Source organism: Leifsonia shinshuensis, from assembly GCF_022606355.1.
GTDB lineage: Bacteria > Actinomycetota > Actinomycetes > Actinomycetales > Microbacteriaceae > Leifsonia > Leifsonia shinshuensis_B.
Map to the genome: position 1 here is coordinate 516,710 of NZ_JAHHZQ010000003.1, position 16,183 is coordinate 532,892.

Here is a 16,183-nt window from a genome sequence, read left to right on the forward strand (position 1 = left end):
TCACGCAGCCGTGATCAGCTGTTCGACGAGCAACGCCGTCTCCGTCCAATCCGCCACCGCCCTGGTCCGAAGCCCGAGCGCGATGACGGGATAGTCGTTGCCCTCAGGATCGAGCCGGTCTCCGACGAACAGCATGTCGGCGAGCGGGATGCCGCTCAGGGCTGCGAGCTTCGCCATCCCGTACGCCTTGTCCACTCCGCGCCGGGTGATGTCGATGCTCGTCGAGCCTCCCGCCCGCACTTCCAGACCGGGGAGCCGGGACTGCACCGCCGCGCGCAGGGCGCTGCGTCGCGACCCGCCGGGGTCCCAGCCGGATTTGTCCTCGATCGGCGCCGACTGGCCGAGCGCGGAGAAGGTGATCTGGGATCCGCGGTCTTCGATCACGGGTCCCCAGGTCCTCTCCTCCCACAGGCCCAGTCTCGAGGCCTCCTCCTCGACCGCGGCGAGCGCCTCCGCACGCTCGTCATCGCTGAGGTTCTCGGCGTATTGGAGCCTCCACCGGGTGTGGTCCCAGCGGAGGTAGCGCGTCCCGCAGGTCGGCATGAGGTGCAGACGTTCGAGCGTGGTGGATGTCGGCAGGCGTGAAAGCAGCTGGTCGCGGAACTGCTCGAATCGTCCTCCCGAGATCACGCACACGTCCGTCTGCTCGAGGAGGCGGCGGAGCAGTTCCGCCATCGTGGGATCGACGGGCGACTTCGACGGTGCGAGGGTGTCGTCGAGGTCGAAGGCGACGAGGCGGGGCATCATGCCTGTCAGCCCGCCACCGCCCAGGGACCGTTGGCGGCCCCCGGAGCCTGGTTGCGGGAGTACCACTTGGCCACGTAGACGACGCCGTTGTAGCTCGCCCTGTCGCCGGCGTTGAAGACGCGGGATGGCGTCCACAGCGCCGTGCCGTCGGGCGCCGTGGCGATCTCCTCCCACGGTCCTGTCACGGACCCGGGGACCTCGTTGCGGGTGTACCAGTCGGCGCGGAACGTCTTGCCCTGATAGACGACGGTGTCACCGGCGTTGAAGACGCGGGACCGCGTCCAGACGGCCGCGCCGGACTCGGTCATCGCGAGTTCCTGCCAGGCTCCGGTGTTGCTCGAGCCGGGCTGTTCTCCCTTGGTGGACCATCCGGCCTTGTACACCGATCCGTTGTAGCTGACGATGTCGCCGGTCTTGTAGCTCGTCGTCTTGCTCCACGCGGCCGGGAGCGCGACGGCGACGGTCATGCTGGCGCTGGCGCCCTCCACGGTCTCGCTCCCCCGGAACGTCGCCGTCATCGTGTGGTCTCCGGCCGCGAGACCGACAGGGAGGGTGAACTCGGCGACTCCGTCGACCAGAGTCGCGAGTCCACGGTCCGTGTCCCCTTCGGTCAGGGCGACCTGGCCGTTCACCGGCAGCGCCGACGTCACGGTCACGGTGACCTTCGCGGCGGTTCCCCACTTCGCCGTGACGTCCGCCGCGCCGACGGTGGCTGTCGCCTTGAGCCCGTCGAGGGCGGCCTTCAGCGCCGACGCGCGGGCGTCGATCACGGCCTGAGTGGCGCCGGTGGCCTTCAGCGTCACCTTCGCGGCCTCCAGAGCCGGGATCAGGGGAGACCAGCTCGTGGCCGAGTACACCGTGCTGTCCAGGCCGTCGGCCCGCTCGACCAGTGCCTGCAGCACGGTCGTGTCCACCGCGACGCTGACCGGGCACCACACGAATTCGTCGCCGGCGGCGTGCGCGATCAGGAGGGAGGTGTTTCCCGGTGCACCCGTCTTCAGGTCGACGGTGATCCTTCCGTCGGCGGTCGCCTGCGGCGTGGCCGCCACGGCCGCGACGCCGGGGTCGAGCGAGTACGCGGCGATCGCGTCCCCGCTCATCACCGGGGTGATGGTCGCCGTCGCCGTCGCGACGCCGTCACGGTCGGCCTTCACCGGTGCGGTGCACGACAGGCTGTAGCCGCCATAGACCTCGAACTCCCAGATGTTGAGCCCGTACTTGGTCGACGGCGACCCGATCACGCGGACGTACCGCACCTCCGCCACCGCGAAGTCGGTCGTGTCCCGCCGGTGGTCGGCCGTGCCCGAGTTCTGCACGTGTGCGAGCGGCGTCCAGTCGGTGCCGTTCACCGACCCTTCGAGCTGATAGTCGGTGGAGTTCCCTGTCTCCCATTCGACGACGGCCTGCGACACCGGCTGCACACTGCCGAGGTCGACCTGCAGCCAGTTCCGGTTCGTGTAGGGCGCGGCTCCGGTCGGCCGGGCCGAGGACCATTTCGTGGTCTTCGAGCCGTCGGTCGCCGCCGTCGGCTGCACGTTCGCCAGGTTGTTGTACACGCTATCCGCGGTCGTCGGCTTGCCCTGCGCGAGGTTCACCCTGCCCGTCGTGGTCGGCGCCGTCGTGATGGCGCTGTCGCCGAACACCTCGAACTCCCACACCGAGACCCCGTAGGTGGTCAGCGCTCGCTTGACCGTCTGCATCCGCACGTAGCGCCCTGTCGCGTTCAGCGCCACGAGGTCGGTGCCGCCATCGCTGCCTGCGGCCGGTGTCGCGTAGGCGTCGCGCCAGGTCGTACCGTCGTCCGACACCTGGATCTTGTACTGGCTGGCGTAGGACGCCTCCCAGTACAACCGCACCGCGCCGATCTTCTGCACCGTGCCGAGGTCGACCTGCAGCCAGGAGGTGTCGGGCGAACCCGTGCGGTCGGCGATCCACCGGGTGGTCAGGTTCGCGTCGGTCGCGCTGCCCGGGCCAGTGCCGTCGGAGGCGGTCGTCGGGGCCCCGAGTGCCAGGTTCACGGACGAGACCGGCGTGAGCTTCGCGATCGAGAACGAGCCGGCGCGCGGCCCGTCCAGCGGCAGGACGCGGACGAAGTTGGCCGCCGTCGCCGGGAAGTCGACGTGCTGGTGTCCGCCGGAGGGGTTCTGGACCATCTTCTGGTCGGTCCAGTTCGCGCCGTCCGTCGAGGTCTGCACCAGGTACCGGCTCGCGTAATCGGTGCCCCAATCGACGTCGGCGCCCATGGCGTACGAGCCGGCCGCGAGCCGCACGACGAAGGGCGACCCGTTCGGGTCGTCCGCCGCCAGGGGCTCTGTCACGGTCTTGCCGAGGTTCGCGCCGCTGCCGAGCACGAAGGTGCCGTGCGACGTCCCCGCACCCCCGCTCAGCGTCACATCCACCAGGAGGCCCGGCTGGCTCGGGTTGGACAGGCTGACCACCGGGGTCCCGGAGGACTCGTCGAGCATCACGATGCTCGGCCGGCTCACCGTCAGGGTGCGGCCGTCGCCGAGGTCGAGGGAGCCCGCCTGGTAGAAGGTGGCCATCGTGCGCTTCAGCCCCGCGTGCTGCACGGCCTGCACCGACGTGTCGTTCCGCAGGATCTTCACCGCCGGGCTCGCCGCGTAGGCCTGAGTCTGCGCGGCCGTCTTGGCCGGGAGCACGATGTACTCGTAGCCGGCGTTCTTCGGCGCCGTGCCGTGATCGAAGTACAGCGTGAACGCGTCGTGGCTCTCCGGCTGGTCACCGTAGTAGCTGCCGGTCTGGGTCTTGTCGGAGACCGTCACGGGCTGGCCGGACGGGAAGACGTAGCCGACCTTGTCGTTGTAGGCCCAGGACGGGTTCTGCACGACCTGCCCGTCGGTTCCGGCGGCGACCTTCTGGCCGTCGACGGTCGCGTTGCTCTTGGCCGAGACCTGGTTGACGGTCGTGTGGATGGGCGCCGTCGAGGTCGACTGGATGCCCGACCCGAGTGCCACCATCTCGTCGTCGAAGTAGTAGTAGCTCTTCTGTGCTTGCGTCCCGACGCGGTCCAAGCTCTCCACGGTCGCCCCGTAGCTGCCGTCCGAGACGCCGCCCGTGAACGCGCCGCCGTTGGCCGAGCGACCGTTCGGGCCGAGAGTGGTCTCCTTCACGTACGGGACGGTCGTGCCCGGGTAGTGGAACCAGTCGAACGCCGGTCCCAGGTCCGTGTACTCCTTGTTCGTCACCTGGATCGCCGTGGTGCCGGTGCGGTTCCAGACGACCTCGTTGCCGACGTCCTTGCGGATGGTCGAGCGGTACTCGCTGCCGACGGTGCGGTTGGAGTTCAGCCCGGTCACGATTCCGTAGTCCGCCCGCTGGTGCGAGGAGAACTCCGACCGCCAGAAGTACGTGTCGCCGATCGCCCCATTGCCGGCCGTCTTGCCGCGGATGTTGTCCGCCAGCTCGCGGTAGTCGGTCGCGTAGAGCGGGTCGGTGCGCGCCATCCGGTCCAGCGGGTCGAGGAACACCGCAGCGTAGCTGGTGACCCCGTCGACGGTGGTCGCCGGGCGGTACAGGAGGTAGAGCATCTGGAGCTCGCCGCGGATGAGCCAGCGGGTGCCGTCGATGATGTAGAACGCGATCGTGTCGAGCTGGTCGCGGGTGAACGCGAGGCTCGTGCCGCGGGCGGAGTCCGCCCACATCGCCACCATGGTGAACAGAGCCATGCCGTAGCCCTCGCTGTAGAGCTGCGCTCCGTGCGCCCAGAACGTCGCGTCCGGCTGCACGGCCTCCTGCACGGTGCCGGAGTCGTCCACAGCGACGGTCTGCACCATCGTTGCGAACCCGGCGCTGATCGCCGCGGCATCGCGGGTGGCGAGGGCCTTGTAGAGGTAGTCGGACGTGCGCCAGGCGCCATTCGCGCCGGCGGGGTCGAGCTTGCCCTGGTTGTGCTTGATGGCCAGGGCGGCGGCATCCGGGCTGAGCGCGTCGCCCACGAAGATCGAGATGCGGCCCATGGCGATGGACTCGCCGATCTCGGTCTCCCACCAGTTCGTGTTGCCGGGGTTCACCTGGTCCCAGTACGCCAGCGCGCGCTCCTCCGCCCCGATCAGGGAGGCGTCGTGGTAGCCCTTCTGCGTCTTGTCCTGGTAGGCCTGCGCGATCGCGACCATCCGGTAGAGCGCCTTGTAGGCGTCCCACGTCTTACCGTTCGCCGAGCTCGTCGTGTCCTGGTAGTTCACGTCCGACCACGAGCCGTCGGCGTTCTGCGACGCGACGTAGTCCTGCGCGTTCGACGTCTGTGCCAGGTAGATGCCGTTCGCGATCTGCACCTCGTCGCCCTGGCTCAGGTAGTAGTCCTGCAGCCGCGAGACGATCGTGGAGACGTCGGTCTGGAGATCCGCCGCCTGAGCGGGGACCGCGAGGCCGGCTGCGCTCAGGACAGCGGCGAGGAGGAACGCCGCGACAGCCGAGAGGCGGCCGCGACGCAGGAGCGAGGAGCGTGGGGCGTTCGGTGATTCCGGGTGACGCGTCATTGCGTGGACTCCTTGTTCGCGGGGAGGGTGCGGGGGTCAGAGGGTGCGGACCAGGCGGGCCACCGAGATCCGGGTGTCCGCCGCTCCGTAGAAGACGAAGTACTCGTCCCCGATCCGCTCGATCGCGGTGGGGAACACGACGTTGGCCACGGTTCCCGCGGTCTCGTCTGCGGTCTCGGGTGCCAGCAGGGGTTCGCTCGTGCGGGCGAGCACGCGCGAGGGGTCGTCGGCATCGAGCAGCATCGCGCCGACGACGTACCGCACGCTGAACGCCTGCGGCACGAACGAGCCGCCGGGCAGCGATCCGGTGACGCCGTGATGGAGGACGAGCCAGCCCTCCGGCACCCGCAGCGGAGCGGGACCTGCGCCGATCTTCAGCGCTTCCCACTCGAACGCGGGGCCCGCGACGAAACGGTGCGCGCCCGGACGGGTGAGCGCCGCCAGGTCCTGCACGGCGGCGTCGACGGGGACATAGGAGATCCAGATGCTCGCCCGCTCGTCCGTGACGCCGGCGGGCAGTGGCGGACGCTCCGACGGCCGGACGAATCCGAAGTCCCACATCGGGCGGTGCAGCAGCGCGAGGCTCGGCCGGCCCTCGGGATCGGGCACGATCTCGGGGAAGAACACGACGTCCTTGTTCGGGAAGAGATTCAGGTCGGTGTCGAGCGTGTCGTCGTACTCGAACTGGATCGGGCCGAGCCGTCGCCACGTGCGGCCGTCGGCCGAGACCGCCAGCGCGGGCTTCGGCCCGAGGGGGCCGAACGCGACGTAGCTCATCACGTGGACGCCGAGGTCCTTCAGGTGGGTGATGCGCGGGTCCTCGACGCCGCCGTGGTCGGTGCCGTGCTCCCAGCCGCGCTCGGCCTCCAGCGCGATCTCCAGCTCGCCGACGCCGGACGGCACCCCGTCGGTCACCACGACCCTGGCCCGCCCGATCCGGGAGACGTTCTGCTCGGCGACCAGCCGCGGGAAGAGGTGCACCGTCCCGTCGGCGTCCTGCACCGTCGCGGGGTTGAGCACTCCCTCGGCCTGATGCGGATCGGCCGGATCCGGCTCCATGACAGTGCCCACGCGCTCCAGCGCGTACGGGATGGTGGCGGTGGCGGCGATGGTGGTGGACACGGAACCTCTCTTGCGGATGTCGTTGCGAGTGGAGCGGATGGAGCTGATGGAGCGGACGGAACGGACGGAGCGGATGGTCAGCCCTTGACGGCGCCGACGACGCCGTTGACCAGGTAGCGCTGGATGAAGATGTAGCCGATGATGAGGGGCGCCGCGACGATGAAGGTCGCGGCCGCGAGCAGCGGCCACTGGTTGCCGTAGGTCCCCTTGAAGGCGTAGAGGCCCACCGTCACGGGGAACTTGGTGGGATCGGCGAGGAGGACGGTGGCGAGGATGATCTCGTTCCAGATCCAGACCGCCTGCAGGATGAACACGGTCACGAGCGCCGGCCGCGCCAGCGGCAGGATGAACGTGAAGAGGTAGCGCCAGTAGCCCACGCCGTCCATCGCTGCCGCCTCGTCGAGCTCACGGGGGATGGACCTCACGAAGCCGCTGAGCAGCAGCGGCCCGACGCCCACGCCGACGCCGATCAGCAGGATGTAGCCGAGCTGGGTGTCGTACAGCCCCAGGCGCAGGAGCAGCTGGAACTGGGTGATGAGCGCGTTGGGGAGGAACAGCACGAGCACGAACACGACCGTCCAGTACTTGGCGCCTCGGATGTAGCCGCGGGCGACCGGGAAGGACAGCACCAGCGTCAGCAGCGTGCCGATCGCGGATCCCGCGGCGGTGTAGAGCACGCTGTTCAGGATGTACGCGCCGAAGTCGCCCTTCTCCCACGCGGTGGCGAAGTTGCCCCACTGGGGATCCGACACGATCCCGACCGGGTTCGCCGCGAACTCGGCCTGCGACTTGAGCGCGGTGTTGAGCAGGTAGAGCAGCGGGAACAGGAACACGATCATCAGGATGAGCGCGCAGATGTATGCGCCGATCGGCATACGCCGGCGTCGACGCCCGCGGACGACCTCCCGCGAGCCGGTCGTCGCGACGGTCAGGGTCTCGGAGGTGGTGGTCGTCACAGCTTCGCCTCCCGTCGGCGGAGGATGGCCAGGGCGATGATCGAGACGATCGCGACGAGCACGAACTGGACCATCGAGACGGCGGCCGCGTAGCCCTGCGACTGCGAGAGGGTGGTTCCCGACGCCCCGCCGAAGCCCTGCACATAGACGAGCAGGGAGAGTACCTGGGTCGAGCGGTTGTTGGGCCCGCTGAGCACGTAGATGAGCTGGTAGCTCTGGAGGGCGTTCACGATGCCGAGCAGCACGTTCGCCGTGATGGACGGTGCGAGCAGGGGCACGGTGACGCTGCGGAAGCGCTGCCAGCCGCTGGCGCCGTCGATCTCGGCAGCCTCGTAGAGCTCTTCGGGAATCGCCTGAAGACCCGAGAGGAAGATGATCACGGAGACGCCCAGCACCATCCACACCTGCACCACGATCACCAGCGTCAGCGCGAGGTGGGGGTCGCCGAAGAACGCCGAGTGCCCTCCGAAGAGGTCGAGCACCGAGGCGGCAGGGCCGCCGCTGACGTTGAAGATCAGCGACCACACCAGGCCGGTCACCGTCACGCCCAGGATCGTGGGCATGAAGACGACGGCGCGGTAGAAGTCGCGACCCTTGAGGCGGCGGTTCAGCAGCACGGCGACGGCCAGGGCGACCACGATCTGGAGGACGGTGCTCACCACGGCGAAGATCACCGTGTTCCGCAGCGCGTTGGCGCTGTCGGCCCACTTGGCGGGTGAGAAGAAGTCGACGTAGTTCTGGATGCCGACGAAATTGATGGGCAGGCCCGGGAGCCCGCGCAGGTCGGTGAACGAGGCGATCAGTACGCCGACCGCCGGGACGAAGCCGAATACGCCCAGCAGGAGCATCCCGAGCCCGAAGGTGATGCGCACCGGTGTTCGGCGTGGGAAGGGGAACGATTCTGTCATGTGTCTCTCGACTCACGAGGGGGCGGTCCGCGGTGGATACGCGGACCGCCCGTCTCGAAAGGGTCAGCCCGCCGCCGACCACGCCTTCTGAGCCGCCTGCGCGGCCTGTTCGGGCGTGTCGGAACCGAGCGGGGTCAGTGCCGGGTAGTTGAACGGGAAGACCGCGTCCTGCCCGGCCTTGTTGTTGGCGAACCAGATCTGGTCCCAGGCCGGCTCGTACGACTTGGTGTAGCCGGCGATCGACTGGAGGAACGCGCTGGTCGAGATCCCGGGCTGGGCCGAGGAGAAGCCCGACTTCTTCAGGAAGAGCTCGTAGTTCTTCTTGTCGGAGAAGAACTTCAGCCAGGCGAGCGCGGCCGTCTTGTTCTTGGCCGAGGCGGGAACGGCCAGCTGGAGCTCCGTCTTGCCGTTGAGGAGGGCGTTGTCCGTTGCGTCGTCCGAGCCGGGGAACGGGAAGTAGCCGTAGTCGAACGAGCCCGCGACAGCGGCGTCGATCGTCGGCTGGTCCCAGGTGCCGTCGACCGTCATCGCGAAGTCGCCTGCTGCGAAGCCCGACGGGATCGATGTGTAGTCGGCGCCCGCAGCACCCTGCTGCAAGTTCTTCAGCACGTACTCGGTCTGTTCGAGCACCTTGACCTCGGTGGGGTCGGTGAGCTTGGCCTTGTTCGTCCACAGCTCCTTCGCCAGCTGCTGCTTGTCGGAGGTCGCGGGGTAGAGCGAGGCGACGGAGGCGAGCATCGGCAGGCCGGCGGGCCAGCTGTCTTTACCGCCCATGCCGAACGGCGTGATGCTCTTCGCCTTGAGGGCGTCGACCACGGCGGTGAACTCGCTCCACCTGGTGGGCACCTTCAGGCCGTTGTCGGCGAAGATCTTCTTGTTGTAGAAGACGCCGGTGTAGTAGCTGACGCCGGTCGGCACGGCGTACTGCTTGCCGTCGATGGCCTGGGAGTCGAGGAGGCTGGGCGTGTACTGCTTGAGGAACGACTCGCCGCTGAGGTCGACCAGTCCGCCCGCCTTCGCCAGCCGGGCGTCGTCGGTGGCCGCGTCCTTCGCGTACGAGGGCGTCTCCGTCAGGCCCTTCACGACGAACAGGTCGAGGTTGCCCGCCGTGAGCCGCGACGACTTCGTCGCCGGGTAGTTGTCGTTCGACACAGTCGAGAAGACCACGTCGACCTTCGGGTACTGCTTCTCGAATGCGTCGTTGATCGCCCGGAACCCGGCGTCGGTCGCGTCGCTGCTCGAGACGAGGAGCTGCAGCTTCCCGCTCGGTTCGGCGCTGTTCGACGACCCGCCGCCGCCGGAGCAGGCGGCCAGCGCGCCGATCGTGGTCACGGCGACGATCCCGGCGAACAACCGCCGGTTCAGGATCGTGCCTCGCAACCTCTTCGTTGCCATGTGATGTCTCCTCGTCGAGTTGCCAGAGTGCGTGGGAACGGGTTCGGTGATGCAGGTGACGAAACGTTTCGTTTTACCGAAACGTTTCGGTTGTGCTCATAGTGGCATGGCGGGAGGGAGGAGCGCAACTGCGATCCTCGCCGGTGCTCAGCGCGCGGCGGGCGCCGGGCCGGTCGATTCGCGGACGATCAGGTGCGCGTCCGAGACCCGGACGTCGGCGACGGCGCCGTTCTCGATCAGGTCGACGAGGAGCCGGCCCGCTTCCCGCCCCAGCTCCCGCGGGCTGGTGTGCACCGTCGTCAACGACGGACGCACGTACGTGCCGAGCCGGATGTCGTCGAAGCCCGCCACCGACAGCTCCCCCGGCACGTCCACGCCGAGGTGCTGAGCCTGAGCGATCAGGCCGATCGCCGAGAGGTCGTTCGCGCACATCACCGCCGTGGGAGGTTCGGCCAGCGCGAGCAGGGCGGAGCCTGCGGAGGCGCCGCCGAGGTAGGTGAAATCGCCGGGTATCACCTGCCCGGGCGTGAGCCCGAGCTCGAGGGATGCTGCTCGCCAGGCGTTCTCGCGCTCCACCGAGTGGGTCATGTGAGGGCGGCCGCTGACGTACGCTATGCGGCGGTGCCCCAGCTCCACCAGGTGCCGCAGCGTCGCCCGGATCCCCGCATCGGGGTCCTGGCGCACGGCGGGGATCGGGAAATCGGCACCCGGGTTGATCGCGACCGCCGGCAGGCCCAGCCTTCGGATCAGGGGAATGCGCGGGTCGTCCACCTCCAAGTCGTTGACCAGCACACCGTCGACACGACGGTCCGCCGCGAACTTCTCGTAACGCTGCAGCACCTTGTCCGACTCCGCGCTGATCTGCAGCACCAACGCGTACCCGCGCGGGTCGATCGCGTCCTCGATGCCACCGATGAAACCGCCGAAGAACGGGTCGAGCTCCAGCACGTCCGGATCGCGGTGCAGCACCAGCCCGACCGTGAACGCGCGTCGCCCCGAGAGGCTCTTGCCGCGAAGCGAAGGCACGAAACCGAGGTCCGTCGCCACCTGGATGATGCGCTCACGCGTGACGTCCGAAACTCCGGGCCGACCGTTGAGCGCGCTCGAGACCGAGCTGATCGCGACGCCGGCCTTGTTGGCGACATCGACGATCGTCACCCGCTGATCAGCCACCGATCCGCCTTCCCTCACGTCTACGTCCAGCGTCGGACATCGTATTCCGAATGTCCGTCGTCCGTCCGTACGCGCTCAGGTTACGTCACCTCCTTCCCAGAGGAGGCAGGCTCATCCGCTCACCCCCTGAGCGACCGGCCCGCGCGCAGGAACGCCGCGGCGTCGGCCGCCGTGAGCGCCAGTGCCAGCGCGCCGTCGACCGCGGCGCGCTCGGCCGCCGGGCCGATGGCATCGTCGGCGAACGCGGGCGTGTGCGGAGCGGAGGAGCACTCCTGGATGGCGATCAGCGGATGGATCGACGGAACGACCCGCGAGACGTTCCCCATATCGGTGGAGCCGCCCGGCGACCCCGAGTACGGCTGTGGCGAGCGGCCGAGCGCGGCGAGGTTGCTGTCCCACGCGCGGGCCAGCACCGGGTTCTGGACCACGTCGGCATAGGTGGGTTCCGCGTCCTGCCAGCTCATCGAGCACCCGGTGGCCGTCGCGCCGCCTTCGAAGCAGGCGAGGACCCGCCGCCGCACGCCCTCCACCGCCTCGAGCGTGTCGGCGCGCACCTCGGCGCGCACCAGGGTCGACGACGGAATGATGTTGGTCGCCTCCCCGCCGTCGGCGACGAACGCATTGGTGCGCACGCCGTCCGGGAGGTGCTGGCGCAGGAGCCCGAGGGCGACGAGGCCGATCGTCGCGGCGTTCGCCGCGTTGACACCCTCCGGGCTGGGGGCGCCGGCATGGCCGGGGAGCCCCCGGAAGGACACGTCGAAGCGGGCGACAGCCTGCGTGCGCACGTCGGCGCAGCGCAGATCGCGCCCGGGGCCGGCGTGGACCATGAGGGAGAAGTCGACACCGTCCCACGCCCCTGCGTCGAGCATGCGGATCTTCCCGCCGCCATGCTCCTCCGCCGGTGTTCCCAGCAGCCTCACTCGGAGGCCGAGAGCGTCGGCGACGCCGGCCAGCGCGATCGCCGCGCCCACGCCGGCTGCGGCGATGACATTGTGTCCGCAGGCGTGGCCGATCCCCGGAAGCGCGTCGTACTCCGCGCAGATCGCGACCGTGAGGTCGCCATCGCCGTAGGCGGCGTCGACAGCCGTGTCGAGCTCGAACGCCCCGACCTGGACCGTGAACCCCTCTGCGCGCAACGCGTCGGCGATGCCGGCCGCCGCGCGGTGCTCCGCGAACGCCAGCTCGGGATGCCCGTGGATCTCTCCACTCAGCGTGACCACCCGCTCCGCCCAGGCCGCACGCGAGTCCAGCAGGGCGTCGCGGATCGCGTCGTCGGCGCGGTACGCGAGTCGCGGTTCTGCGATGGTCATCGTTCCTCGACCGGCTCGGTGACGGCACGGCCGGAGTCGTGCGGCTCCTGGGCCGGCGGGCCCACCCGGATACGCATCCCGACGACGGCGAGGACGAGGGCGATCACCAGGCAGATCGCCCACACCGCGAAGAACGATGAGGGTGCGGAGTGATCGCCTGCCGCGCCACCGCCGGCCGGCGCGACGACGAACAGCGACATGACGAGGGCGAACACCGCGCCGGCCGCCGCACCCGCCGCCGTGCGCGCCGTGTTGAAGAGCGCGGAGGCGATGCCGACCGAATCCGCCGGGGCGTTCCGGACGACGACCGCCGGGAGGACGGCGAGCAGCACGCCGGCGGACACGCCGCCGACAGCCATGGCGGCGATGAACAGGGCGGCCGCCTGCGCAAGGCCGATCATGAGTGCGAAGCTCGCCGCGGCCACCGCTCCCGCGAGCGCGATCGCGCGCGCCGCGGAGATCCGTCGCGCGAGCCGGTCGCCCAGGAGCGTGCCGACGAACGCGGCGAGCGCATAGAGCACGATGATCGCCCCGGCCGCTGCCGGCGGGATACCGAGACCGTAGCCGTCGCGAGCAGGCTCGCCGAGCAGCCAGAGGAAGCTCGCCGTCTGGCCGCCATAGGTCTGCGCGCCGAACAGGAGCGAGGCGACGATCGGCAGCCCGATCCCTCCCCTGGTGAGCATCGTCAGGTCGACGAGCGGGTCCGCGATCCTGCGCTCGACGACGACCCACGACAGGAGAAGTGCGGCGCCACCGACGAGCAGGACGATGGTGCGGACATCGCCCCAGCCCCAGACGCCGGCATTCGAGATGCCCGTCAGCACCGCGAGCAGGCCCGCGGTCAGCAGGATCGCACCGATCACATCCACCCGGCCCCGCTTGCGCACCACGGTCTCCGGCACGAGGAGGATGACGACAGGTACGCACAGCGCGACGAAGACCGCCGGCACCAGCAGCACGACGGTGAGGTCGCCGATCGCGCCGAAGAGCAGCCCGGACGCCAGCGAACCGACGGCGGCGCCAAGGGTGAGGGCGCCGACCAGCACGCCGATGCTGCGGCTGGCCGAGCGCTCGTCCCTGGCACGGACGATCGCGAACTCCAGGGGGAGGAAGGCGGCCAGCGGCGCCTGCAACGCACGGCCGACGAGGAAGATCTCGAAGCTCGGCGCGAAGGCGACGACCAGGGAGCCGACGGCGACCAGCGCCGAGGCAACGACGAGGAGGCGCTTGTGGCCGAACATGTCGCCGAGTTTGGCGAGGATGGGCACGCAGGCGACGGTCACGAGCATGTACATCGCGTTCACCCAGTTGAGCGCACCTGCTCCGACGTCGAACTGGCGCCCGATCGCCGCGAGCAGCGGCGAGAACCACCCCTGCAGCGCGCCGCTGCCGAACTCCATCACCACCAGGAAGCCGACGACGCCGAAGGCGGATCGGGCCGGGGAGAGTCTTCGCTGCATGGAGTGCTCCTCAATTCGGATCGACGGTGATGGATCATCGTCACCGTGCGTGGCGGCATCGGCGCATAGAATGCAGTTTTGTGATCAGAAATGCTGCCTTGCCGCAGGTTATGGGCCTCGAAGAGATCGACAGGCGATTGATCCAAGCGCTGCAGATCAATCCCCGCGCCCGGTGGGCCTCCATCGCGCCGATCGTCGGCGTCGATGCCGTCACGCTCGCCCGCCGCTGGGAACGGCTCTCGGAGCACGGCCTGGCGTGGGTGGCCGGCCACCCCGGCGCGCAGGCGCGCGGACCGTCGGCGATCCTCGAGATCGAGGCCGAGCCCGGCGCCACGATGGAGATCGCCCGCGCGCTCGCGGCGGACCCGGAGGCCTTCACGATCGACCACACCGCGGGAGGGCGCGACCTGCTCGTGATCGCCGGCGCGTCCGACCTGGATGCGCTGAGCGACTACATCATCAGCAGGATGCGGCGGCTCGACGGCGTGCGGGCGACACGCACCCTGATCCTGTCCTCTCCGTTCACGGACTCCGGCCAGTGGCGGCTGCGCTCGCTGTCGGCCGACGAGGTGGCTGCGGTCGAGCGGACCATTCCTCCGCAGGCGGGTGGACGCGGGGGCGGTCGTCCTGAGGTCGACCCGCATCTGGAGCGCGACCTGCTGCGGCTGCTCGGCCACGACGGGCGCGCCACCGTGACGGCGCTGGCCCGGGAGCTCGGCGTCGGACAGCGGAGGATCCGGGAGGCGCTCGCGACGCTCACCGCCCAGGGGCGCCTGGTCGTGCGTACCGAGGTGGCGCGCGCCCATTCGGGGTGGCCGGTGCACGCCTGGTACTTCGTGCGGGTGCCGGCGGCGATGGCCGCGCGGGTGGGCACCGCCCTGACGCGCATCAACGAGGTGCGGATGGCCGCCTCCACGCTCGGCCCGTACAACCTCGTGCTGTCCGTCTGGATGAGGACCCTCGGCGATGTTCAGCGGCTGGAGGCCGCGATCGAGGAGAGCGTCCCCGGCGTCTCGATCGCGGACCGCTCGGTGGTGCTGCGCAGTCTGAAGAAGGAGGGGCGCTACCTGCAGGACGGAGGAGCTGCAACCGACGAAGTCGTGCCACTGCCGACGTCGATCCTGCACTGACTGACGTTTTCGAGCCGAGAACCTGCGAATCGAGCGTCATGGCGACCCGATCGCCTACCGTGGCGGTCCATGACGTACGCGCAGCAGACCGTCGGGGTGTTCGATCTGTTCACGGTCGGGATCGGGCCATCGAGCTCGCACACCGTCGGACCGATGAAGGCCGCCGCCGCCTTCGCGGACTCGCTCGAGGGCGACGGCCTGATCGACCGCGTCGCCGGCCTGCGTGTCGAGGTGTTCGGCTCGCTGGCCGCGACGGGAGCGGGACACGGCACGTTCACCGCGGTGCTGCTCGGCTTAGCGGGAGCGCGCTCGGATGAGATCACGCCCGACGAGTTCACAACACAGCTCGACGAGATCACCCGCACCGGAATGGTCGAGCTCGGCGGACGGCACCCGGTCCCGTGCCGGATCGAGGACTTCGTCCTCCGGCCGTTGACGGTGCACCCCCGACACCCGAATGCGCTCTCGCTCACCGCCGTCGGGGGCGACGGCGAGCCGTTGTCGAGCCACACCTACTTCTCCGTCGGTGGCGGCTTCATCGTGCGCGAGGGGGAGGAGGCGCTCCCCTCCCCCAAGGAATCGCCGACCGTGCCCCTCCCCTTCCGCTCCGGGGCGGAGCTTCTCGCGATCTGCGACCGGACCGGGCTCAGCGTGAGCGACGTGATGCGCGAGAACGAGCGCGCCCTCCGCTCGGACAGTGAGGTCCGGGCGAGCCTGCGGCATATCTGGGACGTGATGGAGGCGAGCGTGCGCTCGTCGCTGGGTCGATCCGGGACGCTGCCGGGCGGCCTCGGCGTTCGACGCCGCGCCCGCGCCTGGGCGGCGCGGTTGGACGTGGAGGACCCGAACGTCGACAGCGGGTACTGGCAACAGCGGGTCAATCTGATCGCGCTCGCCGTCAACGAGGAGAACGCGAGCGGCGGACGTGTGGTGACCGCCCCGACGAACGGCGCGGCCGGCATCGTCCCGGCCGTGCTGTACTACGCGCTGCACTACACGCCCGCCGCGCAGACGGGCGGTGACGTCGCTCGCGGAGACATCATCGAGAGGTTCCTCCTCGCCGCCGGGGCGATCGGCACGCTGTACAAGGCCAACGCCTCGATCTCGGGCGCGGAGGTGGGGTGCCAGGGCGAGGTCGGCTCCGCCTCGTCCATGGCCGCCGCGGGACTCGCGGAGGTCCTCGGAGGCAGCCCGCGTCAGGTCGAGAACGCCGCCGAGATCGCGATGGAGCACAACCTCGGCCTCACCTGCGACCCGATCGGCGGCCTGGTCCAGATCCCGTGCATCGAACGCAACGCCATCGCGGCGTCGAAGGCCATCAACGCCGCACGCATGGCGCTCTGGGGCGACGGGGATCACCGCGTCTCCCTCGATCAGGTCATCGCGACCATGCGCGAGACCGGTGCCGACATGAGTGACAAATACAAGGAGACGGCGCTCGGAGGACTCGCCGTCAACGTGGTCGAGTGCTGACGCCAGAGGAGGC

Annotated in this window: 11 protein-coding genes; 2 read left to right on the top strand and 9 right to left on the bottom strand. The window is 69.6% G+C overall.

The window, feature by feature from the left end; all coding sequences use genetic code 11:
- From KNO15_RS13895 to KNO15_RS13935, 9 genes are all read right to left on the bottom strand, one after another.
- Positions 1 to 744, bottom strand: a complete 744-nt coding sequence (locus KNO15_RS13895; RefSeq protein ID WP_241704680.1) for an HAD-IIB family hydrolase — start codon at positions 742 to 744, stop codon at positions 1 to 3.
- Between the two features lie 8 nt (positions 745 to 752).
- Positions 753 to 5,243, bottom strand: coding sequence for a polysaccharide lyase family 8 super-sandwich domain-containing protein (locus tag KNO15_RS13900; RefSeq protein ID WP_241704339.1), 4,491 nt, complete (start codon positions 5,241 to 5,243; stop codon positions 753 to 755).
- A 36-nt stretch (positions 5,244 to 5,279) separates the two neighbouring features.
- On the bottom strand, positions 5,280 to 6,365 hold the full coding sequence (locus KNO15_RS13905) for a glycoside hydrolase family 130 protein (protein WP_374113170.1): 1,086 nt from the start codon (positions 6,363 to 6,365) through the stop codon (positions 5,280 to 5,282).
- A 77-nt stretch (positions 6,366 to 6,442) separates the two neighbouring features.
- The gene (locus KNO15_RS13910) at positions 6,443 to 7,321 is read right to left on the bottom strand and encodes a carbohydrate ABC transporter permease (RefSeq protein ID WP_241704341.1); all 879 of its coding nucleotides are present in this window, start codon (positions 7,319 to 7,321) and stop codon (positions 6,443 to 6,445) included.
- Positions 7,318 to 8,229 carry a carbohydrate ABC transporter permease gene (locus tag KNO15_RS13915; RefSeq protein WP_241704342.1) on the bottom strand — a complete coding sequence of 304 codons (912 nt, stop codon included), beginning with the start codon at positions 8,227 to 8,229 and terminating at the stop codon, positions 7,318 to 7,320. The genes KNO15_RS13910 and KNO15_RS13915 overlap by 4 nt, the downstream gene beginning before the upstream one ends.
- 63 nt (positions 8,230 to 8,292) lie before the next feature.
- Entirely contained in the window at positions 8,293 to 9,624 is a 1,332-nt protein-coding gene (locus tag KNO15_RS13920) for an ABC transporter substrate-binding protein (protein WP_241704343.1), read from the bottom strand.
- Positions 9,625 to 9,771: 147 nt separating this feature from the next.
- The gene (locus tag KNO15_RS13925; protein ID WP_241704345.1) at positions 9,772 to 10,797 is read right to left on the bottom strand and encodes a LacI family DNA-binding transcriptional regulator; all 1,026 of its coding nucleotides are present in this window, start codon (positions 10,795 to 10,797) and stop codon (positions 9,772 to 9,774) included.
- A gap of 119 nt (positions 10,798 to 10,916) precedes the next feature.
- Entirely contained in the window at positions 10,917 to 12,107 is a 1,191-nt protein-coding gene (locus tag KNO15_RS13930; protein WP_241704347.1) for an amidohydrolase, read from the bottom strand.
- Entirely contained in the window at positions 12,104 to 13,567 is a 1,464-nt protein-coding gene (locus KNO15_RS13935) for an MFS transporter (RefSeq protein ID WP_241704348.1), read from the bottom strand. The genes KNO15_RS13930 and KNO15_RS13935 overlap by 4 nt, the downstream gene beginning before the upstream one ends.
- Before the next feature lie 98 nt (positions 13,568 to 13,665).
- On the opposite strand from KNO15_RS13935, the gene KNO15_RS13940 reads away from it, so the two are divergent.
- Both KNO15_RS13940 and KNO15_RS13945 read left to right on the top strand, forming a co-directional pair.
- Positions 13,666 to 14,697 carry an Lrp/AsnC family transcriptional regulator gene (locus tag KNO15_RS13940; protein WP_241704349.1) on the top strand — a complete coding sequence of 344 codons (1,032 nt, stop codon included), beginning with the start codon at positions 13,666 to 13,668 and terminating at the stop codon, positions 14,695 to 14,697.
- A 69-nt stretch (positions 14,698 to 14,766) separates the two neighbouring features.
- Positions 14,767 to 16,170, top strand: a complete 1,404-nt coding sequence (locus tag KNO15_RS13945; RefSeq protein WP_241704351.1) for an L-serine ammonia-lyase — start codon at positions 14,767 to 14,769, stop codon at positions 16,168 to 16,170.
- The last annotated feature ends 13 nt before the right edge of the window (positions 16,171 to 16,183 follow it).